The sequence below is a fragment of the Devosia sp. P3_B2 genome, from assembly GCF_056402875.1.
Genome location: NZ_JBFUGO010000011.1, coordinates 139655 through 165440, shown reverse-complemented (window position 1 = coordinate 165440; position 25786 = coordinate 139655). Strand labels below are relative to the sequence as shown.

Sequence of the window (25786 nt, the reverse complement as noted above, 5' to 3'; positions counted from 1 at the left end):
CGGTCAGCAGCCGGCCGGGCGCCTCAGCCGTGCATCGGCGCCAACGCGGCGCCGCCAGGGAGGAGGTGCCCATGACGATCATCCAGGATACCGCGGTCGCCGCCAGTGCGCCCGCCGCCCGCCAGCGACGGCGCAGCGGACCGCGCGACGGCCGCACGGCCTTCTTCTTCCTCCTGCCCAGCCTCTTGGGCGTTATCCTCTTTCTCGTCGTGCCGATCATCGCCTCGCTGGCGCTGAGCTTCACCAACTGGAAGCTGCTCGGCAAACCCGCTTTCGTCGGCGTTGCCAACTATGTCCGGCTGTTCACCGCCGACCCGCAGTTCTGGACCGTGCTGCGCAACACCCTGTTCTTCACCGTCGAATACCTGGTGCTGAACATCATCATCTCGGTTGGGCTCGCCACCTGGATCGCGAGCCTCAAGCGAGGGCAACGGTGGTTCCGGGTGGTGTTTTTCCTCCCCACCTTCACGCCCGGAATCGCCGTTGCCATTGTCTGGATGCTGATCTTCGCGCCGGGTGGCTTTTTCGATTTCATCATGAAGTCGCTGTCGCTGGGCGTACCGAACCTTCTGACCGACCAGACGCTCGCCATGCAGGCGGTGATCATCGTCTCGCTCTGGGCCAATGTCGGCTACAACACGGTGCTGTTCAACGCCGCGCTCGACATGGTGCCGCCGAGCTACCTCGAGGCGGCAAAAATCGACGGCGCCAGCGCCTGGGACCGCTTCTGGAAAATCCGCCTGCCGCTGATCTCGCCGACGCTGTTCTTCGGCACGGTGATGACTGCAATCACCTCGCTGCAGGTGTTCGACCAGATCTACGTGATGACCCGCGGCGGTCCGGGCAACGCCACCGCTACGCTGGGCTATGCCATCTACCAGCGCGGCTTCCAGAACTTCCAGATGGGCTACGCCTCTTCGATCGCCTGGGTGATGTTCGCGCTGATCATGGCGCTAACCGCCCTTCAGTTCTGGCTGCAGCGCAAGTGGGTGCACTATGACAACTAAGGCCCGTTCCCGCGCCGCCCTGGCGCTCGATATCCTCAACCATGGCGCGCTCATCCTGGTGGCGCTGCTGTTCCTGTTCCCGTTCTTCTGGATGGTGTCGAACGCGGTGCGCTCCAACGCCGAGGTGCTGGCCATCCCGGTGCGCATCCTGCCGCACGAGTTCCAGTGGGACAATTTCGCCAAGGCCTGGTCGGAGCTGCCCTTTGGCCGGTTCTTCCTCAATTCGATGATCGTCGCCGGCAGCGTCACTGTGATCACCGTGGTGGTCTCGTGCCTTGCCGGCTACGCCTTTGCCCGCCTGAAATTCCCTGGCCGCGATGCCCTGCTGCTGGGCTATGTCGGCACGCTCATGGTGCCCTCGATCATGCTGATCATCCCGCTGTTCCTGATCGTCAACAGCCTCGGGATGGTCAACACCTTCCAGGGCGTCATCCTGCCGGTGGCCTTCGGCACCTTCGGGGCGTTCCTGCTACGCCAGTTCTTCCTCTCGATCCCCGACTCGCTCGAGGAAGCGGCGCTGATCGACGGGGCCTCGCGGCTGCGCATCCTCATCAGCATCATCGTGCCGCTGTCGATGCCGGCCATCGGGCTCCTCTCGCTCTTCACCTTCATCGCCCAGTGGAACAACTTCCTCTGGCCGCTGATCGTGATGACCGGCCAGGAAAACGCGACCCTGCCGGTCGGCCTCACCCACTTCCAGACCCAGCAGGGCACGCAGTGGAACTACATCATGGCGGGCGCCGCCCTCTCCATGCTCCCCGGCATCGTGCTGGCAATCCTGCTGCAGAAGCTGATCTACAACAGCATCGCCCTGAACGCCGGCATGGGCGGGCGGTAGCGCCCGTCCAACCCGCTAGATCGCAAACCTCGCAACAGCGACGCCCTTGGTTGCTGTTTCGAAGCTGACCATGGCGCCGCAAAGCGGCCAGCGGGCCAGGTCTTCCGCGGCAACCCCGACGCTGAGGCTGGTGACGAACAGCGTGTCGAGGTCAGGGCCGCCGAAGCAGGGCATGGTGGGGCGCAGGTTCGGCAGGTCGATCCAGTCGAGCAGCACGCCGTCGGGTGAGAAGCGATTGAGCCGGCCCGCCGAGGCGCCGCCCGACCAGTAGTTGCCGTCAACGTCGCAGGCGCCGCCGTCGGGGCGGCCGGTGGCTTCGTCGAGGTCGAGCCAGCGCCGGCGGTTGGTGGCCGCGCCAGTGGCCGGATCGAAATCGAGGATGTCGACCCAGATGCCACGCGAGTCCGAGTGGTACATGCGCGTCCCGGCCGCATCCCAGGCGAGTCCGTTCGATATTCTAAAACCCTCGGTGATCACCGCCATGCTGCCGTCGGGCGCGAAGCGATAGAGCGTGCCGGCCGGGTTGGCGTCGCCGCTCGCATCCATCGAGCCAACCCAGAACGCGCCATCCGGGCCGACCTTGCCGTCGTTGAGCCGCATCTCTGGCTTGGCGTGCGTAACCGACGCGAGCGCCTGCCGGCTGCCGTCGCGCGGGTCGAACAGGATCACCGTGTCGCGCAGTGCGACGATGAGTTGCCCCGATTGGCAGAGCCCCAGCGCACCCACCGGCTCGCCCATCTCCCAGCGCTGCCGCGCGCCGGTGAGCGGATCGATCCGATGGATGATGCCGGGATTGATGTCCACCCAGTAGAGCAGCCCGGTCCGATCGTCCCACAGCGGGCTCTCGCCGATCTCGCAGCGATCGGCGGCGACGGTGCTGATAGCCGGTGCGCTCATTCGTGGCTGTCCTGCGCGAGGCTCCACTCGCGATAGCGCCGGCGTCCACCCTCGAGGTGCTGCCGCATGGCCAGACGCGCCTCGTCGGGCTTCCGATCGCTGATGGCGTCGAAGATGCGCTGGTGCTCGGCGCGGATCACGTCGAGGAACTCGGACTTGCTCTTGTCGTTGGAGAAACTGGCCCCCAGCGCGCGGCGCGGGATCAGCCGCTCGCCCATCTCGTCGACGAACAGGCGGAAGCGCTTGTTGTTGGTGGCGTCGGCGATAGCGCGATGGAAGGCGCGGTCGGCGTCGGTGGCGAGCGTATTGTCGCTGAGGTGGCGGTTGAACTGGGTCATCGCCTGCTCCATGCGCAGGAGGTTCACTTCCGTCCGGCGCTCGGCGGCGAGGCCAGCCGCCTCGACCTCGACGCTGATGCGGAACTCGAGGAAGTCGAGCACGTCGCCGATCTCCTCGGGCGCTGCCATCAGCATGGAGAGGCCGCCGGCAGGCAATGGTGGCTTGCTGACGTAGACGCCGCTGCCGCGCAACGAGCGCAGCCGGCCCTCGGCCTTGAGGCTCGCGATCGCCTCGCGCACCACGGTGCGGCTGACCGAGAACTGCTCGCACAGCCGGTCGGCCGGCGGCAGCTTGTCGCCGGGCTTCAGGTCGGTGGTTTCGATCAGCCGCAGCAGGTCGAGCTTGACCCGGTCGGTGAGGTGTATCGCTGGGCTGGATGACATTGTCGTTCTGGCGCCGTTTATCCGTCGTTCAGAGGCCATTCATAGGCGTGGCAAACCGGCGGCGAAAGAGGGGCGATGCTTTAGTCCCGGTTGCCCACATGATGAAACTATCATACTGCTTTGAAGAAGTCATATTTTTGGAGGGAAAGAATGTACGTAGGCACACAACTTGGCGGAGACCAGTTCGCCAAGGTCGGGGATCGCTACCTCGGGCAGCTGGCGCAGCTCGGCGTCCGGCATGTCTGCATCGACCCGGTTGGCGACCCGTGGCAGTGGAATCGCGACATCCTGATGCGCCACGCCGAGCATGTCTCGAAGTTCGGCCTCGTGCTCGATATGGTGCAGCTGCCGCTGCCGTCCTCGGGCATCGAACGCAATCACCAGGCGCCGGGGATTGTGCTCGGCAAGCCCGGCGAACGCGATCGCGAAATCGACGGCATCTGCAAGATCATCGAGGCGCTGGCCGAGGCAGGCATCGGCGCCGCGAAGTACAATTTCAACGTGCTGGGTATCCCGCGCACCGAGTCCGAGACCGGCCGCGGCGGGCAGAAGCTCTCGACCTGGCGTGCCGACCAGGCGACCGATGGCGACACACTGACCATCGCCGGCAAGGTCTCCGCCGACGAGTTCTGGGAGCGCATCGAGTACTTCCTCGAGCGCGTTGTCCCGGTCGCTACCGCCAACAAGGTGCGCCTCGCCTGCCATCCGCACGACCCGATGACGCCGCCCGGCTATCGAGGTTTCGAGACGCGCGTGCTCTCGAGCGTCGAGGGCCTGATGCGGTTCGTCCAGACCTGCGAGAGCCCCTATCACGGTCTCAATTTCTGCCAGGGCACCGTGGCCGAAGGCATGGAAAATCCGCGCGCCGAAATCGGCGAAGTGATCCGCTGGTTCGGCAGCCGGAAGAAGATCTTCAATGTGCATTTCCGCAACATCAAGGGCGGCCGCTACTCGTTCACCGAGGAGTTCCCGGACAATGGCGACATGGACATGCCGGCGGCGCTCAAGATCTACCACGAGGTCGGCTATGACGGCATGATCATGCCCGACCACGTGCCACACATCGATGCCGACAACTCGATGGAAACCGCCTTCGCGTTCTGCTTCGGCTACATCATCGGCCTGTTTCAGGCGAACGGCTGGGACCCCTACGGCGCCTGAGGTTTTCGCCTAAATGCAAAGGCCCGGATCGCGAGATCCGGGCCTTTTCGCCTCGGGCAGGGAGAGTGCCGTCAGGCGTTGGCTGGAATCAGATCCGCGAGGATCTTGCGCTCACTCGCATCGAGTTCGGTCAGCGGGGTGCGCACCTTGCCGGCGGAGCGGCCGACGAGCTCTGCACCGGCCTTGATCATCGAGACGGCGTAGCCGCGCTTACGGTCGCGCAACTCGATCAGCGGCAGGTAGAAGCTCTTCATTAGCCCGTCGATCACCTGCGTGTCGCGCTGCCGCACCGCGTTATAGAAGCGCAGCGCCAGCTCGGGCACGAAGTTGAACACCGCCGACGAATATGTGGTGACGCCCATCTCGAGATAGGGCTGCGCGAACACCTCGGCGGTGGGCAGGCCTCCGATATGGACGACGCGATCGCCGAGCCGGTGGGCGACGCGCTGCATCAACTGCAAGTCGCCGATGCCGTCCTTGTAGCCGATGAAATTCGGGCAGGCTTCAGCCAGCTTCTCAAGCCCGGCGGGTGACAGCCGCGTGTTGTCTCGCGCGTAATAGATGACGCCGAGTCCGACGGCATTACATATCGCCTGCATGTGGGCGATGACGCCCTCTTCTTCGGCGAACATCAGGTAGTGCGGCAGCACCAGGATGCCGGCGGCACCCGCCGCCTCGGCGCGCTTCGCCAGATCCACTGCCATCCTCGTGCCATAGCCGACGCCGGCCAGCACCGGCACATCGGCAGCGCTGTTCTCGACCGCCGTGCGGATCACCGCGTCGTACTCGTCATAGCCGATGGAAAAGAACTCACCCGTGCCGCCCGCCGCAAACAGTCCCGCGGCGCCATAGGACGAGAGCCACTGCAGACGCTTGGCGTATGAGGCCGCATCGAACTCGCCATCGGCGCCAAAATCGGTCACCGGGAAGGAAAGCAGCCCCGAGCCGATCTTCGATTTGATCTCGTCAAAAGTCACCAGGCGTCTCCATGGCGGTCAGAGAATTAGTACTATTTCTTTCTGCTACCACCCCAAAAACCCCGCTGTCAACGCAATCAAGGGTATGTCATCCACGCTCCACGTCAAAGAAGTATGATTTATCGTTGACAGCGCCATTGCAGTCATACCACATTGCCACCACCGACGCTGAAGGAGAACGCTCCCGGCGTTCGGAAGCAATTCTCACGGGAGGGTGAATTGAAGCATTTCCTTATGGCTTCGCTGGCCGGGGTATCGATGCTGGCATTGGCCGGCGCTGCGCTGGCAGCCGATTACAAACAGGCGCCGATGCTCGACGCGGCCGTTGCCGACGGCACGCTGGCGCCGGTAGCCGAACGTGTCGGCGCCGCGCCGCGCGTCATTACGCCGGTAAGCGAAATCGGCCAGTATGGCGGCACATTCCGCGGCGGCATGGTGGGCGGCAATGACCGCAACATGCTCTTCACCTACTTCGGCTACGAGCCGCTGCTGGCCTGGGACGCCGAGTGGACGGGCGAGGTCGTGCCCAACATCGCCAGCGCCTACAGCGTCAGCGAGGACAGCAAGTCCTTCACCTTCACGCTGCGCGAGGGGATGAAGTGGTCGGACGGTACGCCGTTCACCGCCGATGACGTGGCGTTTTTCATCCAGGACGTGCTGCCGGACGCGAAGCTGTTCCCGACCAAGCCGGGCTGGCTGACGGTCGAGGGCGAGCTGCCGACGATCTCCGTCGCCTCGCCGACGGAGTTCACGCTGTCGTGGACCAAGCCGAACGGCCTCTTCGTCCTCAACGCGGCCAGCGTCTACGGCGTGCAGCTGACGCTCTTGAGCAAGGCCTATTGCAGCCAGTTCCTGCCCAAGTACAACGCGGATGCCGATGCCCAGGCCAAGGCGGCAGGCGTCGCCGACTGGGCCGAGCAGATGGTCAACATGTGCGGCGTCGGCATCGAGAACATCCAGCGCTGGCGCAATCCGGATCGCCCGACGATCGAGGCGTGGCGGATCACTGAGCCATACGTTGCCGGCGCCACCCGCGTCGCGCTCGAGCGCAACCCGTATTACTGGAAGGTCGACACCGCCGGTAACCAGCTGCCCTATATCGACGGGCTCTCGATGTCGGTGAATGCCGAAGCGCAGACGCTGCTGCTCAGCGTGCTGGCCGGTGAGATCGACTACGAAGTTCGCCACACCGCCAACACCACCAACCTGCCGGTGCTGTCGGAGGGCCAGGAGGCCGGCAACTTCCGCCTCAGCCCGCGCGAGTCCCGCGTTGGTAATGCGCTGACCATCTCGGTCAACCTCAACTCGCACGATGCGGTGAAGGCGCCGATCTTCTCGAACAAGGACTTCCGTATCGCGCTGTCGCATGCGCTCGACCGCCAGGCGATCATCGATACGGTCTACCTGGGGCAGGGCACGCCGCGGCAGGTCGCGCCGCTTGAGGGCACGCCGTTCTACAACGAGAAGCTGGCGACCCAGTATCTCGAGTTCAACCCGGACGAAGCCAACCGCCTCCTCGACTCGATCGGGCTCGATAAGCGCGGCGCCAACGGCCTGCGCCTTGCACCAGATGGCAGCCCGCTGGTGGTGAACGTCGCCGCGGTGACTGCGCTCGGCAACATGGCCGACGTCGCGGAACTCCTGGTGCAGTACTGGCAGGCGGTCGGGGTCGATGCCCGCTTCACCGCCATGGATCGCACCCGCTTCTACGAGGAAAAGACCGCCAGCCAGCACGACATCGTGGTGTGGGGCGCAACCTCGGGCGGCATCGACGTCTACATCGATCCGCGCGACTACTTCCCGTTCTCCACGGAGTCGAATTTCGCCGTCGACTGGGCCAAGTTCTACATCAAGGACGGTGGGGTCGAGCCGCCGGATTACGTGAAGCAGCAGTGGTCGCTCTACGACCAGATCAAGGCCACGTCGAACGTCGACGAACAGGCGAAGCTGGTGAGCCAGCTGCTCGATATCAGTGCCGAGCAGTTCTACCAGATCGGCGTCAGCTCGGCGATCCAGGGCTTCTCCGTGGTATCGAACAAGCTCGGCAACGTGCCGGACGATACCCCCACTGGCTGGATCCATCCGGACCCGGGTACGCTGAATACCGAGCAGTTCTACTTCAAGCAGTAGTCACCGAACGCGCGATCTGGCGGAGTCCATCCGCCGGATCGCCCAACGCACGGGCGGTTCATGCTCCTCTACATCCTCAAGCGAATAGCCGGTATGATCCCGGCGATGGTGGCGATCTCGATCCTCGCGTTCACCGTCATCCAACTGCCCCCGGGCGACTACGTCTCAACCTATGCCGCGCAGATCGCGCAGTCGGGCGAGACCGTCGACAGCGCCGTGCTCAACAGCCTCCGCGAGCGCTACGGGCTCGGTGAGAATGTCGTGGTGCAGTACTTCAAGTGGATCGGCGGCATCGTCACCCGCGGCGATTTCGGCGACAGCTTCGAGTGGAACCAGCCGGTCACCGAGCTGATCTGGGGCCGTATGGGGATGACGGCGCTGATCTCGGTGCTGACGCTGATGTTGATGTGGGCCTTCTCGCTGCCCATCGGCATCTATTCGGCGGTGCGGCAGTACTCGGTCACCGACTATGTGGCGACCGCCTTCGCCTTCCTTGCCATGGCGACTCCCAATTTCCTCCTCGCCATCGTTCTGCTCTATGCCACCACCATGTGGTTCGGCGTCTCGGTCGGCGGCCTGTTCTCGCCGGCCTTCGAGAACGCGCCGTTCTCGCTGGCCAAGGTGTGGGACTTCATTACCCACGCCTGGATCCCGATCTTCGTCCTCGGCACGGCGGGTACTGCCTCGCTGATCCGCGTGATGCGGGCGAACCTCCTCGACGAACTGCACAAGCCCTATGTGGAGGCGGCCCGCTCCAAGGGCTTGCCCGAGGGACGGCTCATCCTGACCTATCCGGTGCGGGTAGCGCTCAACCCGTTCATCTCCACCGTCGGCTGGGTGCTGCCGGCGCTGATCTCGGGAGAGCTGGTGGTCTCTACCGTGCTGAACCTCCCCACCGCCGGCCCGCTGCTCCTGCAGGCGCTGAAGAGCCAAGACATGTACCTCGCAGGCGCCTTCATCCTGTTGAGCGGAGGCCTGGTACTCATCGGCACGCTGGTCTCCGACATCCTGCTCGCCATCTCCGACCCCAGGATCCGGCTGTCATGAGCGCGCCCACCGAAGCCACCGACATCGAAGCCGGTCTGCTCGATCAGCAGCTCACAGCCGGGCGCTTGCAGGCCGCCGGCCAGTGGACCCTGTTCTGGCACAAGTTCCGCAAGCACAAGCTGGCGCTGCTCTCGCTGTTTATCGTCGGGCTAATCTACTTCGTCGCGCTGTTCGCCGAGTTCCTCGCGCCGCAGGACCCGGCCAAGTTCGATCCGCGCTTCACTTACGTGCCGCCACAGACCATCGGCTGGTTCGTCGATGACGGCGCCGGCGGCTCGCGCTTCCAGCCGCATGTCACCGGCTTCGACATCAAGGTCGATGCCAAGAGCTTCCGACGTGTCTTTACCCCGAAGCCGAGCGAGATAATCCCCATCGGGCTGTTCGTCCGCGGCCAGAGCTACAAAATGTGGGGGCTATTCGACGCGGATCTCCACCTGATCGGGCCGCTCGAGAAGGGCAAGCCGTTCTTCCTCGCCGGTGGCGATCGGTTGGGTCGTGACCTGCTCAGCCGCACCATCCACGGCACGCGCATCTCGATGTCGATCGGCCTTGTCGGGGTCAGCCTATCGCTGGTCATCGGCATGATCCTCGGCGGCATTTCGGGCTATCGCGGCGGCACGGTCGATCGCGTGATCCAGCGCGTCATCGAGTTCATCCGCTCGGTACCGACCATTCCACTGTGGCTCGGGTTGGCGGCCGCCATGCCGAAGGACTGGCCGCCGCTGCAGGTGTATTTCTCGATCCTCGTCATCCTGTCGCTGATCGGCTGGACCGAGATTGCCCGCGTGGTGCGCGGCCGCTTCCTCAGCCTTCGCACCGACGATTTCGTCATTGCGGCGCGGCTCGATGGGGTCCGCGAGTTCCGGCTGATCATGCGTCACATGATGCCGAGCCTCTACTCGCACATCATCGCCGCCGTCACCCTCGCCATCCCGCACATGATCCTTGCGGAAACCGCGCTCAGCTTCCTCGGCCTCGGGCTGCAGCCGCCGATCGTCAGCTGGGGCGTGCTGTTGCAGGACACGCAAAACCTCCGCGCCATCACCCAGGCGCCGTGGCTGTTCGTCCCCGGCATCTGCGTGGTGGTGGCGGTGCTGTCGCTCAACTTCCTCGGAGACGGCGTCCGCGACGCTGCTGATCCCTATGCCAAGTAACGACACGCCCAACGCCAAACCGGTCCTCGTCGTCAAGGATCTCGCCGTCGAGTTCCCGGTGCACAAATCCGTGGTGCATGCGGTGCGGGGCGTCAGCTTCAGCCTGTCCCGCGGAGAAACGTTGTGCCTCGTCGGCGAAAGCGGCTCGGGCAAGAGCGTCACCGCCCGCGCCATCCTGCAACTCGTCGCCGCGCCCGGCCGCATCACCGCCGGAGAAATCCTGCTCGATACCGGCAGTGGCGAGGTCGACATCGTCAAGCTCGGCGCGCTCGGCCGCGGCATCCGCGAGGTGCGGGGCCGGCGCATCGCCATGATCTTCCAGGAGCCGATGTCGAGCCTGTCGCCGGTTCACACCATCGGCCACCAGATCATCGAAGCCATCCTCCTGCACGAAAAGATCAGCAAGGAGGAGGCCCGCAAGCGCGCCGCTGCGCTACTCGATCGCGTACGCATCCCCAATCCGGAAGCGGCGCTCGACCGCTACTCGTTCGAGTTCTCTGGCGGCATGCGGCAGCGCGCGATGATCGCCATGGCGCTCTCCTGCAACCCGGAAATCCTCATCGCCGACGAGCCGACCACGGCGCTCGACGTCACCACCCAGGCCGAAATCCTGTCGCTGCTGCGCGAGTTGCAGCGCGACCGCGGCATGGCCGTGCTGTTCATCACCCACGACATGGGCGTCGTCGCTCAGATCGCCGACCGCGTCATGGTGATGTTCAAGGGCGAGATGGTGGAGCAGGCCGACGTGTTCGACCTGTTCGAACGCCCGCAGCAGCCCTACACCAAGGCGCTGCTCGGCTCCGTGCTGAAGCTCGAAACGCCGGCGCCCCGTCCGCCGCGTCCGGCCGAGGAATCGCCGATCGCCGAAATCAGCGACCTGTCGCTGCATTTCCCGCTCAACCTCGGCATCCTCGGCAAGCCGACGGCGTATCTCAAGGCCATCGACGGCGTCAGCCTCACCATCAACAAGGGCGAGACGGTCGGCGTCGTCGGTGAGAGCGGCTCCGGCAAGACCACGCTGGGGCGCACGCTGCTGCGCATCTACACGCCGACCGGCGGGCAGGTGAACTACTGGCGGGGCGACGGCGTCGAGGTGGATATCGCGCGGCTGTCGAAGCGCGAGATGAAGTCGCTCTACAGCGAAGTGCGCATGGTGTTCCAGGACCCGCATTCCTCGCTCAACCCGCGAATGACGGTCTACCAGATCATCTCCGAGCCGCTGCGCACCAACACGGCGATGACCGAGCGCGAGATGCGCGACCGCGTGGCGGAACTGCTGATGCGCGTCGGGCTGCCGGCCGATGGCGGCGAACGCTATCCGCATGCCTTCTCCGGCGGGCAGCGGCAGCGCATCTCCATCGCCCGCGCCATCGCCCTGCGTCCACGCCTGATCATAGCCGACGAACCGACCTCGGCGCTCGACGTCTCGCTACGCCACCAGGTGCTCGACCTGATGCGCGGGCTGCAGGACGAGTACGGCCTCTCCTACCTGTTCATCAGCCACGACATCTCGGTGATCCGCTATTTCTGCGACCGCGTCGCGGTGATGAAGAACGGCAAGATCGTCGAGATCGGCGACGTGGCACAGATTTGCGAGCGGCCTGAGCATCCCTATACTCAGACTCTGATCCGCGCCGTTCTCCGCCCCGATCCGCGCCTGCGGCTCTCGGCTCCCGCCTGAGGAAACCCATGCCGCAAATCCTGTTGACTGGAGCCGCCGGCAGGCTCGGCACACACTTCCGGTCGAGATTTGCAGAAGCGGGCAGGGCGTTCCTCGCCACCGACATCCTAGCCCCGGCGGACGGCGGGGCCGTGGTCATCGCCGATCTGGCCGATCGTGCGGCGGTCGACGACCTGATGCGTCAGGACATCTCGGCGGTGGTGCACCTGGGCGGGATGTCCAAGGAAGCGCCGTGGCACCAGATACTCGATACCAACATTGTCGGCACCTACAACATCTTCGACGCCGCCCGCAAAGCCGGCGTGAAGCGCGTCGTCTACGCCTCGTCCTACCACGTGCTGGGCATGCACCCCGCAACCGAGGTGCCGCTCGATATCCACTCCGAGCTCCGACCTGACACGCTCTACGCCGTCAGCAAGCTGTTCGGCGAGAACCTCGGCCGGCTCTATCACGACAAGTTCGGCATCGGCTGCATGAGCATCCGTATCTGCGCCGCCAACCCGTCCAACACGCAGCGCGACCTGAAGCTCTTCGTCCACCGGGACGATCTGGTGAGCCTCGTCACCACTGCCCTCGACGCCCGCGACCTCGGCTATCGCACCGTCTTCGCCATCTCAGACAACGAGGGCGCCTGGTATCTCAACGATCCGGACCAGACCCTCGGCTGGCGTCCACAGCACTCAGCCAGCGAACAGCCGTTGCCCGAAGGCAAGACCGAGTGGCCCCAGCCGGACCCGGTCGTCACCCGCCTGCAGGGCGCCACCTTTGCCAACTGGGGCCATTTCGACGACTGACGGCTAGCCCTTGAGTCCGGTATGCGCGAGCCCTTCGATGAACTGGCGCTGCGCGAAAATGAAGACGATCAGCACCGGTAACGCGGTCAACGTCGCCGCCGCCAGCTGAATGTTCCACATCGGTCCCTGGTACACATCGACATACTGGGTCAGCGCTTGCGGCAGCGTGAAGTTGCCCGGCGAGGTCAGGAACACGATCGGCTCGAGATAGAGGTTCCACGAATGGAGGAAGGTGAAGATGGCGACCGCCGCCAGCGCCGGCTTCGCCAGCGGCAGCGCGATCTGCCAGAAGATGCCGAACCGCCCGAGCCCATCGACCCGCGCCGCTTCTTCCAGCTCCACCGGCAGCGCGATGAAGAACTGCCGCATCACGAATGTCGCGAACACGCTCGGCGCCCCGAAGATCGGCACGAGGATCAGCGGCCAGTGCGTATTCACCATCCCCCATTTGAGGAACATCTGGAACAGCGGCACGATGGTCACTTCGCTCGGGATCAAGAGCCCCAGCAGCACCACCATGAACAGCACGTTCGCGCCCGGAAACTTGATGCGCGCGAAGGCATAGCCGGCGAGCGACGACACCAGCATCGTGCCAATCGTGACGATCGCCGCGATGTAGCAGGAGTTCCAGTATTGCTGCGCGAAGGGCTGCAGCCGGAACACCTCGGAATAGGTCGACCAGTCGAAGCTGCGCGGGATGATCTCCGGCGGGAACGCGAAGATGTCCGAGATCGGCTTCACCGAGCTCGTCACCATCCACCAGGTCGGAAACACGAACGGGATGGCGAGCACGCAGAGCAGACCATACAGCGCGACGCGGACCCGCGGTGAGAGGTCAGTTTTCATAGAAGACGATCCGTTTGCGCATCTGCCACTGCGCGAAGGTCAGCACCGCGACGATCAGGAACAGGACGATGGAGATGGTGGCGCCGTAGCCGAAGCGATGGAACTGGAACGCCTGCTGGTAGAGGTAGTAGACCAGCACCGTCGTCGACATCCCCGGCCCGCCCTGCGTGAGCACCGCGATCTGCGCGAACACCTGTAGCGAGCCCACGATGGTGATGATCATGGTGAGCAGCACGGTCGGCGAGATCAGCGGCAGCGTGATCGAATGGAACTGCGTCCACCGGCCTGCGCCGTCGATCCGTGCGGCTTCGTAGAGCTCGCGCGGTACGCCCTGCAGGGCCGCAAGGAACAGCACCATGTTGAGGCCGACATTCTTGAACACCTGCACCACGATGACCGAGAGCATCGCGGTGGGCGGCGAACGCAGCCAGTTGGGGCCCTCGATACCGATAACCTGCAGCAACCCGTTGATGCCGCCATTGGCCTGAAGCAGGAAGCTCCAGACGATGGTCCAGGCGACCAGCGACACCACCACCGGCGAAAAGAAGATCGTCCGGAATACGGTGATCCCCTTGAGTTTCTGGTTCACCAGCACAGCTAACAGCAACGCCAGGCTCAGGTTGAACACCACCAGTCCGGCCGAAAAGATCGCCGTCGCGGTCAGCACCTCCGGCAGCGCCGGATCCGCCGCGAGCTTCTGGTAGTTCGCGTCGTTGACGAAGCGGAAGGTCCCGGCCAGCACGTTCCACTCGTGCAGCGAATACCAGAACACCAGCGCCAGCGGGATCAGCACGAAAACGACGATGCCGATCAGCTGCGGGGCGATGAACAGGTACCCGGCCAGCCTGTCCCGCCGGTCCGTCGTCCAGAACGGCCGCTTGCTCGTTCGGTCAGCTGTGGGCGCGGCGAAGGGCATGAGAAATCCTTGAAGGTGGCGAGGGCGCGGACGCCCTCGCCGGATAGGTTAGAGCATCGGTTGGATGCGGTCGCAGACCGACTTCAGCACGGCCGGGACGTCTGCTTCCGGCACCCACAGGGCATCAAGTGCCGCGCGGGCCGTCTGTTGGATCTCGGCGAAACCGGCATGACCGGGCTTCACTTTGCCGGTCGAGATGCCCTTGATCACCACGGCCTCGATCTGCTCGGCAGAGAGCTTCGGATTAGCGGCGCCCAGCACTTCGGCGGTCAGCAGGCTCGCCCGCGGCGGCGGGAAGAACTGTGCGAGCTTCTTGGCGTTCTCCGGGCTGGTGAAGAAGGCGAGGAAGTCGGCCGCCACCTGCGGGTTCTTGCCCGAGGCGAAGACCCCGATACCGGCCTGGCCGATCACCGCGTACTCACCTGCCGGACCAGCCGGGAGCGGCACGAGATCCCAGCTGAACGGGTTCTCCTTGGGCAGCAGCGAGGCGCGGCTGATCTGGGTGATGGTCATCGCCGCGTCGCCGGCAAAGAAGTCGGCGGTGACGCCAGGGCCGGGGATTGCCTTGTCGGTGAAGATGGCCTTGTGGATGAACGTCATCGCATCGACCATCGGCTGCTCGGTGAACGTGCAGGTCTTGCCGTCGGCGCTCCAGGGTGAGGCGCCCCAGCCGTTCCAGATGGCGGCCAGGTTGTCCCAGACTTTGTAGTCGAAATCGCGGACGATCAGCCCCTGCTTGCCCGCCGCGGAGACCGCCGTGTTGATAGCCTCGGCATTGTCCCAGGTCCACTCGCCCGCCGCGATCAGCTCGGCCGGTGTCTTCTGGCCGGTGGCCTTGATGACGTCGTTGTTGACGAACATGCCGAACGGCGAGGTGGAGAACGGGTATGCGTAGATCTCGCCGCCGGCCGTCCACAGTGCCAGCGCGCTTTCGGTCACATCGGCGAGGTTGTAGTCCGCCGCCCCCTCGAACGTTGCTTTCAGCGGCGACAGTGCCCCCGAACTGACGAAGTCGCCCGCGGTGGTCTCGAGGATCCACGCCAGATCCGGCGCATTGCCGCCGGCGATCTGCGTGGTCAGCGTCGTCGTGTAGCCGTCGAACGGCAGCGAGTCGAAGGTGATGTTCACCCCCGGATGCGCCGCCTCATACTCATCGGCAATGCCGTTGAAGAGCGCCAGGTGTGCCTCGTTGGCACTCCAGATCGCCATGCGCAGTTCCTGCGCCATTGCCGGTGCGGCAAGGGCGGAAAGGGCGGTAGTCGTCATCGCCAGTCCGGCGAGAATGGTCCTCAGTCTCATCATGTTCCTCCTTGTGCAGTCTCGGTGCGGTTCTTGGGTGTGAGGTTCCGCTAGTAGCCGCGCACGTCCGGCCAGCGGGTTTCGATCCCCTCGAGGGCGAGGCGGGCCTGGAAATCGCCCAGCTTCGCGTCGTCGGCCTGCACCTGATGCGGCGTCAGCCCCTCGTTGAGGCAATGTGCGGCGAGCAGTCCGGCGGCCTCGCCGATGTTCCATTCGATCGGGTGCAGCCGGTAGCAGCCGTTGGTGATGTGCGTGGTGCCGATGTTCTTGCTGGCCGGCAGCAGGTTGGTCATCCGCTGCGGCAGTAGTGCGCCGAGCGGGATCTCGAACGGGCACGAGGCGACGTCGATATAGTTGTCGCCGCCGGTCGAAGGGTGGAGATCGAGCCGGTACATGCCGATGCCGACGCTGTCGCGATAGTTCACCGCGCCCTGTTCGCCGCGCGTCGCATAGCTGAGGTCCTGCTCGACAATCGTGGTCACCGCCCGGATACGCCGGCTCTCGCGGATATAGGGCGCCATCGCCAGTCCGTGGCTGGTGCCGGTGACATCGCCGCGCAGCCGCAGGCCCGGGAAACCCTGGCCGCCATCCTCGCGCGGCGCCTCGGTCTGCAGCCAGTAGAACACCGACATCGAGAGCTCGGCCGCCTCGGCGAGCCGTGTCTGGTACACGTCCTCCGGCACGTCGATGATCGGCGCCTCGAAATAGTCGAGCATCGGCCAGTTCACGAGGCAGATGTCGGATTGGTAGGCACCGAGCACGAAGTTGCCCCGCGCCGCGATACGCCGGAACGTCCAGAGGTTGCCGTCGCCCGGGTTCTTGCGCTGGTCCGCGTCGACCAGCGTCGGATCGTCGTCCGGGTTCGGTGTGAAGCTGCGCACGGTCGGCAGGAGCGTGCGCGGATGCGGTGCGCGGAAGCCGATCAGCGGCCCGCCCCAGAAGCTTGGGGTCAGCGCCCGCCATTTCTCATAATTCTTCGGCTTGTCGATCCGCTGGTCGCCGTCGACATGGTCGATGGCAAAGCAGATCGACACCGCCTGCTGGTTGTCCGGCTGCGCCACATCAGGCGCCGACGGCTCGCCCGTTTTCGCCTGCGACTCGAAGCCGTTGACGTACTCCGTGCCGGTCATCGGCAGCAGATCGCCAAGCTCCGTCGCATCGATGATGTACTTCGCCGACACCACGATCCGCTCGCCGCTGTCGCGATGCCTGAGCGTCACGGCGCGCACCCGGTCGCCGTCGGTCTCCGCCGATACCGGCTTGTAAGGCTGCAGCACGGTGAGCTTGCCGCCGCCGCGATAGGGCATCAGCATCGCTTCCATCACTGCCAATCCCACCCGCGGCTCGTGGCAAAGCCGCGACACAAACCCGCCGCCGGGGTTGAGGTCGCCCCAGGCGCGGCTCTTTTCGGTCAGCGGAAAATGGTCGCGATAGTACTGGCGGATGCCGTTGCGCAGCGCGCGATAGCTGCGGGTGATACCGAACTGTTCGACCCAGCTGTGCTCGTCGGGCGGCACGGCCTGGCTGGTCATCTGCCCGCCGATCCAGTCGTATTCCTCCGTCATCACCACGGTGCGCCCGCCGCGCAGTGCCCCGAGCGCCGCCGCAACGCCGCCGAGGCCGCCGCCGATGATCGCGATATCTGCCGAAAACTCTTTCACTTGAAATCCGCCGCTAGGTTGGGAGTGCCGAGGGTTTCCCCTTCGACCGGTTCGCAGGCGAGCAGCACTTGCCCGCCCTCGGAATTGGCTTCGATCCGCTCGGCCAGCATCTGCGTCGCGCGCCGCGCCATCTCTTCGCGCGGGATCGAGAAAGTAGTGAACCGCGTGCCGGACTGGACGGGCCGGATATGGCTGCCGAGCACCACGATCGAGAGATCGCCCGGCACCGACAGCATCTGTGAGCGCGCCGCCGCCTCGACCACCACCGCGTCGGCCAGCTCGGTGAAGAACACCACGGTAGCGCCGGACTTGCGGATCGCCTCGAGTACCGGCAAGGCAGGGCCGCCCACTTCGGTAATGTGCAGAGCCAACTCGGCGTCCCCGAGCGCGGCGGTGAACCCGGCCCAGCGATCGACCGAGGACTCCGCGCCCTTGCCCGGGCCGACATAGGCCAGCCGTGTGTGTCCCTTGGCCTTGGCCCGGCGCACCATCTCCGCCGTGCCGGTGACATAGTCGGCGCCGACATAGGGCACCGGCGCACCAACGGGATCGCGGCGGCCCACGGCGACGAACGGATAGTCGCCTTGTACCAGCCGCTTCAGCTCAGCGCGGTCGAACTCACGCCCGAGGATCAGGCAGCCGTCGGCGAGGCGTAGCCGGTTGTTTTCGTGGAAGATCTTGCGCTTGCCACGCTGGCTCGGTGCCCCCGTGAGCAGCAGCAGGTCGTAGCCAAGCGTCTGCGCCGCTTCCTCGATGCCGAACAGGAACGGCGCGAAGAAGTCAGCCTGCGCACTGGGGAAAGCTGGCTCATAGGTGAAGACGCCGAGGATGCGGTTGAGGCCCTTGGCCATGCGGCGCGCGATCGGATCGGCGACATAGCCGGTCTCGCGGATCGCCTTCTGCACCCGCTCGCGCGTCTCGTCGGGAATGCGCCCTTCGGCCGCCTTGGCGTCGTTGAGCACCAGGGAAACCGTGGCCTGGCTGACCCCGGCAAGCCGGGCAATATCCCGCTGCGTAAGCCGTCCGCCCTTGGCCAACCGATCCTCCCAGATCCCGCTAATACGTATTAGCTGTTAATGCGTATTAGCAGCGATGACCAAGCGGAGTCAACCGGCAGGCTCCGGCTCCGGCTGGACGGGGAATAGCTTGAGGGTCAGGCGGCGGCGATCAGCGCCTTGGTGTAGTCCGCGGCGATGGCGCCGGAGCGGAGCTGCTCGCGCGTCAGGGTCTCGACCGGCTGGGCGTTGCGCATCACCATCAGCCGCTCACACATGTAGCTGATGACCGCGAGGTCGTGGCTGACGATCACGAAGGTGAGGCCAAGCTCTTTCCGTAACCGGTTGAGCAGGTTGAGGATTTCGGCCTGGATCGAAACGTCGAGCGCGGATGTCGGCTCGTCCAGCAGCAGCACTTTCGGGCTCAGCGCCAGGGCGCGGGCGATGGCGACGCGCTGACGCTGGCCGCCGCTCAGTTCATGCGGGAAGCGGAACTGGAACTTGGCGCCGAGGCCGATCAGCTCCAGAAGCTCCGCCGTACGGCGCTCCGGGTTCGCTATCCCATTGATTTTCATGGGTTCTGCGATCTGCTGGCCGATGACGTAGCGCGGATGCAGCGAGGAGTAGGGGTCCTGAAACACCATCTGGACCACCTTAGCGAGTTGTTTTCGCGGGGTTTTCCGGACGTCGAGGCCGTCGACCGTGATGCTGCCGGTCCAGTTGGCGTTGAGGCCCATGATGGTGCGGAGGATCGTCGATTTGCCCGAGCCGGACTCGCCGACGAGGCCGAAGCTTTCGCCGGAATCGACTAGAAATCCAGTGTTTCGAACGGCCAAAGTGCCGCTGAAGTCTACACTTAGATCATGAACTTCCAGCATGCTTCAGGCCTCCGCCCAACTTGCGTCGCGATTGAGCACGGGCAGCGGTTCAAGCGTGCCGTCGATGGCGGGCAGACACGAAAGTAATCCACGCGTGTACGGGTGGGTGGCCTCGTGCAGGCGGTTGGCTTCGATGCTCTCGACGATGCGGCCCGCGTACATGACGATCACCCGGTCGCAGAACTTCGACACGAGGTTGAGGTCGTGGCTGATGAAGATCAGGCCCATACCGCGACGGGTCACCAGTTCGTCGAGGATGGACAGCACTTGGGTTCGCACCGTCACGTCGAGCGCCGAGGTGGGCTCGTCGGCGATCAGCAGGTCCGGCTCGCGCACCACCATCATGCCGATCATGACGCGCTGGCCCATGCCGCCCGAGAGTTCGTGCGGGTAGAGCTTGTACACCCGCTCCGGCTCGCGGATGTGCACCGCCTCGAGGATGCCGAGCGCCTTCTTCTTCGCCTCGCCGCCGGAGATGCGGCGATCGCCGATACGGATGGCCTCGACGATCTGCTTGCCGACGGTCATCACCGGGTTCAGCGAGAATTTCGGATCCTGCAGGATCATCCCCATGCGGCCACCACGCAGCGACCGGCGAAGCTTCGGGCTGGCCGACTTCAAGTCGATGCCGTCGAACATCATCTTGTCGACGCTGATCCGCGCATAAGGCGGCAGCACGCCAAGCAGGGCACGGCCGGTGAGGCTCTTGCCCGAGCCGCTCTCGCCGACGATGCCAAGCTTCTCGCGGCCGAGCGACAGCGAGACACCGCGCACCGCATCGTTGTAGCCGCCCTCGTCATTGCGGAAGGCGATGTGGAGGTTCTCGATCTCGACGAGGTTGCTCATTTACGCTGCCTCAGGTGCGGGTCGAGCAGGTCGCGCATCGCGTCGCCGAGCAGGTTGAAGCCGAGCGACACGGTAAAGATCGCGATGCCCGGCACCGTCGCCACCCACCACTGGTCGAAGATGAACTTGCGGCCGGTGGAGATCATCGCGCCCCACTCCGGCAGCGGTGGCTGCGCGCCGAGCCCGATGAAGCCGAGGCCGGCGGCGGTGAGGATGATGCCCGCCATGTCGAAGGTCATGCGCACGATCACCGAGCTGAGGCACATCGGAATGACGTGGAACACGATGATGCGGAACTCGCTGGCGCCGGCGAGGCGCACGGCGTTGACGTAGTCCGAGTTGCGCACCACCAGCGCTTCGGCACGCGCGAGGCGCGCGTACGGCGGCCAGGCGGTGAGCGTGATGGCGAGCGCCGCGTTGGTGATGCCGGGCCCGAGCGCCGCGACGAACGCCAGCGCCAGGAGCAGCTTGGGGATGGCGAGGAACACGTCGGTGACGCGCATGAAAATCACGTCGACCCAGCCGCCGACCGTGCCGGAGACCGCGCCGATGATCAGCCCGATCGGCGCCGAAGTGACGATGACCAGCGCCACGATCAAGAGCGTCAGCCGCGAGCCGTAGATCACGCGCGAGTAGATGTCGCGGCCGAGCTCATCGGCACCAAGCCAGAAGGTGGCGCTGGGGGCGGCAAGCCTGTCGCCGAGGCTTGGCAGATACGGGTCGTGCGTCGCCAGCAGCGGCGCGAACGCGGCGCAGAGCAGCAGAAGCACGACAATGACCAGCCCGACCACGCCGAGCGGGTTGCGCATGAAGCGGCGGGTGAAGATCTTGAATTCGGCCCAGCGGGCGGCGCGCACCGCGCGCTTCGGATCGTCGACCAGATCGGGGGTGACGCTCATTTCGCGAACTCCCGCGAGCGCGGATCGAGTGCGCGGTACAGCACGTCGCTCAGCATGTTGAGAAGGACGAACACCACGCCGACCAAGAGTGTGCCACCCAGCACGGCGTTCATGTCGGCTGCGAACAGCGACGAGTAGATGTAGTTGCCGATGCCCGGCCACGAAAAGATCGTCTCGATCAGCACCGAGCCCTCGAGCAGTCCGCCATAGGAGAGCGCGATGACGGTGACGAGCGGGATAGCCGCATTGCGCAGCGCATGCCCGGCGACGGCGCGGAACTCGCTGGCGCCCTTCAGCCGTGCCGTCAGCACGTACTCGCGGCTCAACTGGTCGAGCATAACCGAGCGCGTCATGCGCGAGATATAGGCGAGGCTGTAATAGCCGAGCAGCAGCGCCGGCAGCGTCATGTGGCTGATGGCGTTGAGGAAGATCTCCCACTCACCGGCGATGGCGCTGTCGATCAGGATCGACCCGGTGATCCGGTCGACCACCCCGACATAGAACACATCGAGCTGGCCCGGGCCCGACACCCAGCCGAGCAGGTAATAGAAGACGAACAGCCCGACCAGTCCGAGCCAGAACACCGGCACCGAATAGCCGACGAGGCCGACGACGCGCAGCACGTGGTCCGGCCACTTCTCGTGCCAATAGGCCGAGGCGACGCCCATCGGCACGCCGAGCAGCACGCCGATGATCAGGCCGATGGTCGACAGTTCAAGCGTTGCCGGGAAGAAGTTCATGAGGTCGGTCAGAACCGGCCGTGAGGTCGAGAACGAGGTACCGAAGTCGCCGCGCAGGAGCTTGCCCAGATAGTCCCAGAACTGCGCCCAGATCGGCTTGTCGAGGCCGAGCTCGAGATAGACCTTCTGGTAAACTTCCGGCGTCGCTTTCTCGCCCACAATCGAGAGCACCGGATCGATCGGCAGCACCCGGCCGATGAAGAAGGTGAGAGCAGCAAGGCCGACGAGCGTAATCGCCACCGTGATCAGCCATGAGCCGATGTCGATGAAGAGGCGGAGGGAGCGGTTCATGCGGAGCACCCACGTACCGGGCTCATGTTCTCAGCAGTCGAATTCAAATGGGATCTCCAAGGCCAGTGGCCTCAGGTGGAAGAGGCCGGCGGCGGACCGCCGGCCCTTGTGAGTTATTCCTTCGTCACGCCGCCATAGCGGTCGTCCGAGAACGTGATGCCGAGCACCACGCCCTTGACGTTCGAACGCATGGCAACCTTGCGGCTGTCCTGGAACATGAACACGAACGGCGAGGTGTCGGTGTGCAGGCGCTGGGCTTCGTCGTAGAGCGCCTTGCGCTTTTCGACGTCCTGCTCCTGCACGGCCTGGTTCACGAGCTCAGAGACCTTGCCCGAGTCCCAGCCGAAGCGATCGGCGAGGTTGCCCTTCTGGCCATCCGGATCCGACGGATCATGATTGCCGAAGGCCTTGGCGTTCGAGTGCGGATCGGGATAGTCCGGGCCCCACAGGCCGAACCAGATGTCGAGATCGTGCGAGCGATAGCGATCGAGCCACGGGCCGCCGTCCACCACCTGCAGGTCGAGATCGACGCCGATCTGCGACAGCGTGGCCTGCACGGCCTGGGCGTAGTCCGGGTAGGGCGGCACGTTCCAGACAACGGTCGCGAGCTTGATCGGCGTAGCAACGCCGGACTCGGCGATCAGCGCCTTGGCCTTCTCGATGTTGAGCGAGTAGGGGTTGTAGTTGATGCCACCGCCCAGGAACCCGTCCGGGATCATGGTCTGGTGCACCTTGATGGTGCCCTTGCCGATGGTATCGGCGATGCCCTGGTAGTCGACGGCCCATTTGATGGCTTCGACAACCTTCGGATTGCTCAGCGCCGGGTTACGCACGTTGAGGCCGAAATAGTACATCGTCGAGGACACGCCCTCGAGCACCTGCACGTCGGGGTTCGCCGACACGGCGCCGATATCGTCCGGGCCGAGCTTGTTGGCGATGTCGATGTCGCCCTTCTCGAGCGCGAGACGCTGCGTCGCCGACTCCGGCATGTGCTGCAGGAAGACGCGGTCGACGCCCGGGGCGGTGCCCCAGTAGTTCTCATTGCGGCTGAGCAGGATGGAAACCTTCGGATCCCACTTGGTCAGCACGTACGGGCCCGAGCCGGCCGAATTCTCGGACTTCAGCCAGGCGTTGCCGTAGTCGTTGGAACCGTCTTCCTTGGTCCCCTCGTGCTGCTTGACGATAGCTGAGTCGACGATGCCGCCGGTGAAGGACGACAACACGTAGAGCACGAAACTCGGGGCGTACTTCTGGTCGACGACGAGCTGCAGGGTCTGCGGGTCGATCGCCTTGATGTTGTCCTTCACGTTGTCCTTGTTCAGGCCGAACTGCGTGAGGATGAACGAAATGCGGCTGTCGAGCAGGATGACGCGCTGCAGCGAGTATTCGGCGTCGGCGGCCGTCACCGGATTGCCCGAGGCGAACTTGGCCTTCGGGTTCATCTTGAAGGTGAAGGTCTTGCCGTCTTCCGACACCGACCAGCTCTCGGCGAGGACGCCGTTGATCTTGGTCGGATCGGCCGGATCGAAGCTGACCAGCGGCTGGTAGATCTGCTGGCTGGCAAGCACGCCGCCGACTTCCGACACTTCGGCCGGATCGAGCGTGATGATGTCGTCGATCGCGTCGGCGATGACGAGGGTATTCTTTGGTGTTTCGGCGATCGCTCCGGACGCGGTCATCACCGCGCCGACGGCAACCGCCATAAGCGTCTTGAACAAACGCATGACAGTCTCCCTGGTTGAAATCTTGAGGCTCCGGCTGATGAGGCCGGTTGTCGTCGTAGTCGTCATCTCTCGCTGATCTCCTGGGTCAGTTTACTGATCCCGCCTGGGTCAAATTACTGATCCCCTGGAAGGTGAAGGTCAGCGCAGCGATGGGTAGAAGGGTGTTGATGGCGGCGAGTGCCGCCTGGGTGAAAATGCCGGCATCGCCGAGCAGCGCCACGACGCCGCGCGTCTCGCCGGCAATCACGATCGGGAAGCACGAGCAGGCGCCATAGCCCATGGCGACGAGGCCATCCGTCTCGGGCAGAAAAGCGGCCATGCCGGCGACGCTGTCGCCGATGAGGGGCTTCATCTGCTTGAGGACAGTGTTATTCCAGACGTCGTCGCCCACCGGGTCGACATTGCCGACGGGAAAATCCACCGGGTTCGAGGTGCCGATCCGGTGCGTGACGCTCTTGTCCGGCGCCGTCGCGATGAAGGTCGCGGTGCGGACGCCGGGGATGGCGGTGAACAGCTCCGACAGCACGGCAAACAGCTGCGTCGGACCAGCCGCGAGGGCCGTACCGAGCTTCTTCGCGATCATCGGGTCGACAACGCTCATTCGGGGAACAGCCTCATCGTCCCCACCCAGAGTTCGAGCGCCGTGCCGGTGCCGATATTGGTGCCGCGATGCGGCTTGCGGCTGTCGAAGTGCAGCGTATCGCCGGGGCCGAGGCGATATTCGATGCCATCGACCTCGTAGAGCATCTCGCCTGAGACGAGATAGACGAAGTCCTCGCCCTCGTGGCTCATCATCTCCGAGGCATGGCCGGGCGGCACGTGCGACAGGCAGGCGTTGAGCTTGGCATCGGGGAAGCCGCGCTCGAGGAACTCATAGAAGCGCGAGGTGCCGCCGACCTTGTAGGTCTGCCGCTTGCCGGAATGGCTGACCACGCTGTGCTTGCGCGCCGGGGCGGAGGACACGAACATGTCCACCGTGGTTTCGAGCGCCTTGGCCACGTTGTAGAGCGAGGCCAGCGACGGCGTGGAGATGCCGCGTTCGATCTGCGAGATGAAGCCGACCGTCAGCGAAGCCTCTTCGGCCACCTGCTGCTGTGTCTTGCCCAGTTCCTTGCGACGGTCGCGCAGGCGCTGGCCGAGGCTGGGGTCGATCGGAGTAACCGTCTCGGCCGGATCGGAACGTTTTTCGAACTTCAAGACTGGCACGGGCGCCCTCGCGATTTTAGTGACACTAAAGAAGCGCGCGCCCGAGTCAATCCCGGCAGAAAAAGGTCGGCTATCGGGATCGCTAGCTCTGTCTCAGCTCCCACTCGATGGTGCGGCGCAACGCTTGTTCCTCGGGAACGATTTCACTGTAGCCCAGTTCCGCCCGGATACGAGCGGAATCCAGCGTTAATGGGTAGCTGAGATCACTGGAATCCGCACGATCGGCCAGCGCTCCGCCGGCCTCGGCGTCGACCAGCACGATTTCGCTGTCGATACCCATCACCGTCAGGATGGTGCGGGCCCAGTCGGCCTGCGTGCGCACGAACGGCTGCGCGGCGTTGTAGATCCGGCCGGCCGCCTCGGGCAGGGTGGCCGCCAGCGCCAGTGCCTCCGCCACATCGTCGATATAGGCATAGGAGTTGAGCCAGGCTGCACCCCGCCGGTCGAGGCGGAAGGGCTCGCCCGCCTTGGCGCCCTTGATGGCCCAGCCGAAGCGATGCTGCTTGTCGTCCGGCCCAAAGATCATCGGCAGCCGCATCACCGTTGCCTGCGGCGCCCCGTGCGCGAGTGCGAACTCCTCGATCGGGATCTTGTCGTAGTCCTCGAACAGGTCGTCCTCGACCCCCTGGGGCCGGCGCGAATTGCCGCGATAGGGGTAGCGCAGGGAGCGTAGCGGCGAGTCTTCAGTGGCCGGCTCCGGCCGGATTGCCGGGCTCTCCTTTTTCAAGAGGCCGCCATAGTTCGAGTAGACGTCGGTCGAGCTGACCATGATGTAGCGCGCCCCGGCCTTGGCCGTCGCCTCGATCACCGGCTGCGTGTTGCGCAGGCTGATAGTGAAGATGTCGATGACAGAGGTGACGCCGTTGGCCTGCAGCAGCTTGGCCAGCGCCTCGCCGTCCGTCCGGTCGGCCTTCTCGAATTTCACCCCGTCGGCTAGCGCCACCGGGCTCTGCCCGCGCGCCACGACCAGTACTTCGTGTCCGCGCTCCCTAAGCCGCTTCGCCGTAGCGGTGCCGAGAAATCCCGTGCCCCCGATGATTGCGATGGTCATGCCGCCGACTCCTTTTTTCGTCAAAG

The 25786-nt window shown here is 64.8% G+C and carries 24 protein-coding genes; 8 read left to right on the top strand and 16 right to left on the bottom strand.

The window, feature by feature from the left end; all coding sequences use genetic code 11:
- Nucleotides 1-71: 71 nt before the first annotated feature.
- Both AC1DV8_RS17685 and AC1DV8_RS17680 read left to right on the top strand, forming a co-directional pair.
- Nucleotides 72-1007 carry a carbohydrate ABC transporter permease gene (locus AC1DV8_RS17685; RefSeq protein ID WP_477158338.1) on the top strand — a complete coding sequence of 312 codons (936 nt, stop codon included), beginning with the start codon at nucleotides 72-74 and terminating at the stop codon, nucleotides 1005-1007.
- Entirely contained in the window at nucleotides 997-1845 is an 849-nt protein-coding gene (locus AC1DV8_RS17680) for a carbohydrate ABC transporter permease (protein WP_477150453.1), read from the top strand. Before AC1DV8_RS17685 ends, AC1DV8_RS17680 begins: the two co-directional genes overlap by 11 nt.
- A 15-nt stretch (nucleotides 1846-1860) precedes the next feature.
- Here AC1DV8_RS17680 and AC1DV8_RS17675 read toward each other — a convergent pair whose 3' ends face one another.
- Together AC1DV8_RS17675 and AC1DV8_RS17670 are read right to left on the bottom strand one after the other, a co-directional pair.
- Nucleotides 1861-2742: an SMP-30/gluconolactonase/LRE family protein gene (locus AC1DV8_RS17675; protein WP_477158337.1), complete on the bottom strand. Its 882-nt coding sequence runs from the start codon at nucleotides 2740-2742 to the stop codon at nucleotides 1861-1863.
- Nucleotides 2739-3464: a FadR/GntR family transcriptional regulator gene (locus AC1DV8_RS17670; RefSeq protein ID WP_477158336.1), complete on the bottom strand. Its 726-nt coding sequence runs from the start codon at nucleotides 3462-3464 to the stop codon at nucleotides 2739-2741. Before AC1DV8_RS17670 ends, AC1DV8_RS17675 begins: the two co-directional genes overlap by 4 nt.
- 150 nt (nucleotides 3465-3614) lie before the next feature.
- Between AC1DV8_RS17670 and AC1DV8_RS17665 the strand changes: the two genes are divergently transcribed.
- Complete coding sequence (locus AC1DV8_RS17665) at nucleotides 3615-4625, top strand: mannonate dehydratase (protein ID WP_477158335.1); 1011 nt, start codon at nucleotides 3615-3617, stop codon at nucleotides 4623-4625.
- A gap of 71 nt (nucleotides 4626-4696) precedes the next feature.
- Here the strand turns inward: AC1DV8_RS17665 and kdgD are convergent, their stop codons facing one another.
- The gene (kdgD, locus tag AC1DV8_RS17660; RefSeq protein ID WP_477158334.1) at nucleotides 4697-5602 is read right to left on the bottom strand and encodes a 5-dehydro-4-deoxyglucarate dehydratase; all 906 of its coding nucleotides are present in this window, start codon (nucleotides 5600-5602) and stop codon (nucleotides 4697-4699) included.
- Between the two features lie 219 nt (nucleotides 5603-5821).
- Between kdgD and AC1DV8_RS17655 the strand changes: the two genes are divergently transcribed.
- The 5 genes from AC1DV8_RS17655 to AC1DV8_RS17635 are packed head-to-tail and all read left to right on the top strand — an operon-like array spanning nucleotide 5822 to nucleotide 12408.
- Nucleotides 5822-7732 carry an ABC transporter substrate-binding protein gene (locus AC1DV8_RS17655; RefSeq protein WP_477158333.1) on the top strand — a complete coding sequence of 637 codons (1911 nt, stop codon included), beginning with the start codon at nucleotides 5822-5824 and terminating at the stop codon, nucleotides 7730-7732.
- A gap of 60 nt (nucleotides 7733-7792) precedes the next feature.
- Nucleotides 7793-8779, top strand: coding sequence for an ABC transporter permease (locus tag AC1DV8_RS17650; RefSeq protein ID WP_477158332.1), 987 nt, complete (start codon nucleotides 7793-7795; stop codon nucleotides 8777-8779).
- On the top strand, nucleotides 8776-9933 hold the full coding sequence (locus AC1DV8_RS17645; protein WP_477158331.1) for an ABC transporter permease: 1158 nt from the start codon (nucleotides 8776-8778) through the stop codon (nucleotides 9931-9933). The genes AC1DV8_RS17650 and AC1DV8_RS17645 overlap by 4 nt, the downstream gene beginning before the upstream one ends.
- Entirely contained in the window at nucleotides 9923-11614 is a 1692-nt protein-coding gene (locus AC1DV8_RS17640; RefSeq protein WP_477158330.1) for an ABC transporter ATP-binding protein, read from the top strand. The genes AC1DV8_RS17645 and AC1DV8_RS17640 overlap by 11 nt, the downstream gene beginning before the upstream one ends.
- 8 nt (nucleotides 11615-11622) lie before the next feature.
- Nucleotides 11623-12408 (top strand): NAD-dependent epimerase/dehydratase family protein, encoded by a 786-nt coding sequence (locus AC1DV8_RS17635; protein ID WP_477158329.1) that lies wholly within the window; start codon nucleotides 11623-11625, stop codon nucleotides 12406-12408.
- Between the two features lie 3 nt (nucleotides 12409-12411).
- On the opposite strand, the gene AC1DV8_RS17630 is transcribed toward AC1DV8_RS17635, so the two are convergent.
- The 13 genes from AC1DV8_RS17630 to AC1DV8_RS17570 all read right to left on the bottom strand — a co-directional run bounded on the left by AC1DV8_RS17630 (nucleotide 12412) and on the right by AC1DV8_RS17570 (nucleotide 25760).
- Entirely contained in the window at nucleotides 12412-13254 is an 843-nt protein-coding gene (locus AC1DV8_RS17630) for a carbohydrate ABC transporter permease (RefSeq protein ID WP_477150463.1), read from the bottom strand.
- A complete protein-coding gene (locus AC1DV8_RS17625; protein WP_477158328.1) occupies nucleotides 13244-14170 on the bottom strand; it encodes a carbohydrate ABC transporter permease in 927 nt (308 codons plus the stop codon). Before AC1DV8_RS17625 ends, AC1DV8_RS17630 begins: the two co-directional genes overlap by 11 nt.
- A gap of 48 nt (nucleotides 14171-14218) precedes the next feature.
- On the bottom strand, nucleotides 14219-15469 hold the full coding sequence (locus AC1DV8_RS17620) for an ABC transporter substrate-binding protein (RefSeq protein ID WP_477158327.1): 1251 nt from the start codon (nucleotides 15467-15469) through the stop codon (nucleotides 14219-14221).
- Nucleotides 15470-15519: 50 nt separating this feature from the next.
- Nucleotides 15520-17130, bottom strand: a complete 1611-nt coding sequence (locus AC1DV8_RS17615; protein WP_477158326.1) for an FAD-dependent oxidoreductase — start codon at nucleotides 17128-17130, stop codon at nucleotides 15520-15522.
- Nucleotides 17127-18167, bottom strand: coding sequence for a LacI family DNA-binding transcriptional regulator (locus AC1DV8_RS17610; protein WP_477158325.1), 1041 nt, complete (start codon nucleotides 18165-18167; stop codon nucleotides 17127-17129). Before AC1DV8_RS17610 ends, AC1DV8_RS17615 begins: the two co-directional genes overlap by 4 nt.
- 116 nt (nucleotides 18168-18283) lie before the next feature.
- On the bottom strand, nucleotides 18284-19003 hold the full coding sequence (locus AC1DV8_RS17605; protein WP_477158324.1) for an ABC transporter ATP-binding protein: 720 nt from the start codon (nucleotides 19001-19003) through the stop codon (nucleotides 18284-18286).
- Nucleotides 19004-19006: 3 nt separating this feature from the next.
- On the bottom strand, nucleotides 19007-19849 hold the full coding sequence (locus tag AC1DV8_RS17600) for an ABC transporter ATP-binding protein (RefSeq protein ID WP_477150469.1): 843 nt from the start codon (nucleotides 19847-19849) through the stop codon (nucleotides 19007-19009).
- Nucleotides 19846-20748, bottom strand: coding sequence for an ABC transporter permease (locus AC1DV8_RS17595; protein ID WP_477158323.1), 903 nt, complete (start codon nucleotides 20746-20748; stop codon nucleotides 19846-19848). The genes AC1DV8_RS17600 and AC1DV8_RS17595 overlap by 4 nt, the downstream gene beginning before the upstream one ends.
- Nucleotides 20745-21779 carry an ABC transporter permease gene (locus tag AC1DV8_RS17590; protein WP_477158322.1) on the bottom strand — a complete coding sequence of 345 codons (1035 nt, stop codon included), beginning with the start codon at nucleotides 21777-21779 and terminating at the stop codon, nucleotides 20745-20747. Before AC1DV8_RS17590 ends, AC1DV8_RS17595 begins: the two co-directional genes overlap by 4 nt.
- A gap of 113 nt (nucleotides 21780-21892) precedes the next feature.
- Nucleotides 21893-23503 carry an ABC transporter substrate-binding protein gene (locus AC1DV8_RS17585; protein WP_477158321.1) on the bottom strand — a complete coding sequence of 537 codons (1611 nt, stop codon included), beginning with the start codon at nucleotides 23501-23503 and terminating at the stop codon, nucleotides 21893-21895.
- 85 nt (nucleotides 23504-23588) lie between these two features.
- The gene (locus tag AC1DV8_RS17580) at nucleotides 23589-24104 is read right to left on the bottom strand and encodes a GAF domain-containing protein (RefSeq protein ID WP_477158320.1); all 516 of its coding nucleotides are present in this window, start codon (nucleotides 24102-24104) and stop codon (nucleotides 23589-23591) included.
- Nucleotides 24101-24709: a helix-turn-helix domain-containing protein gene (locus tag AC1DV8_RS17575; RefSeq protein ID WP_477150474.1), complete on the bottom strand. Its 609-nt coding sequence runs from the start codon at nucleotides 24707-24709 to the stop codon at nucleotides 24101-24103. The genes AC1DV8_RS17580 and AC1DV8_RS17575 overlap by 4 nt, the downstream gene beginning before the upstream one ends.
- A gap of 82 nt (nucleotides 24710-24791) precedes the next feature.
- The gene (locus AC1DV8_RS17570; protein WP_477158319.1) at nucleotides 24792-25760 is read right to left on the bottom strand and encodes an NAD-dependent epimerase/dehydratase family protein; all 969 of its coding nucleotides are present in this window, start codon (nucleotides 25758-25760) and stop codon (nucleotides 24792-24794) included.
- Between the last annotated feature and the right edge of the window lie 26 nt (nucleotides 25761-25786).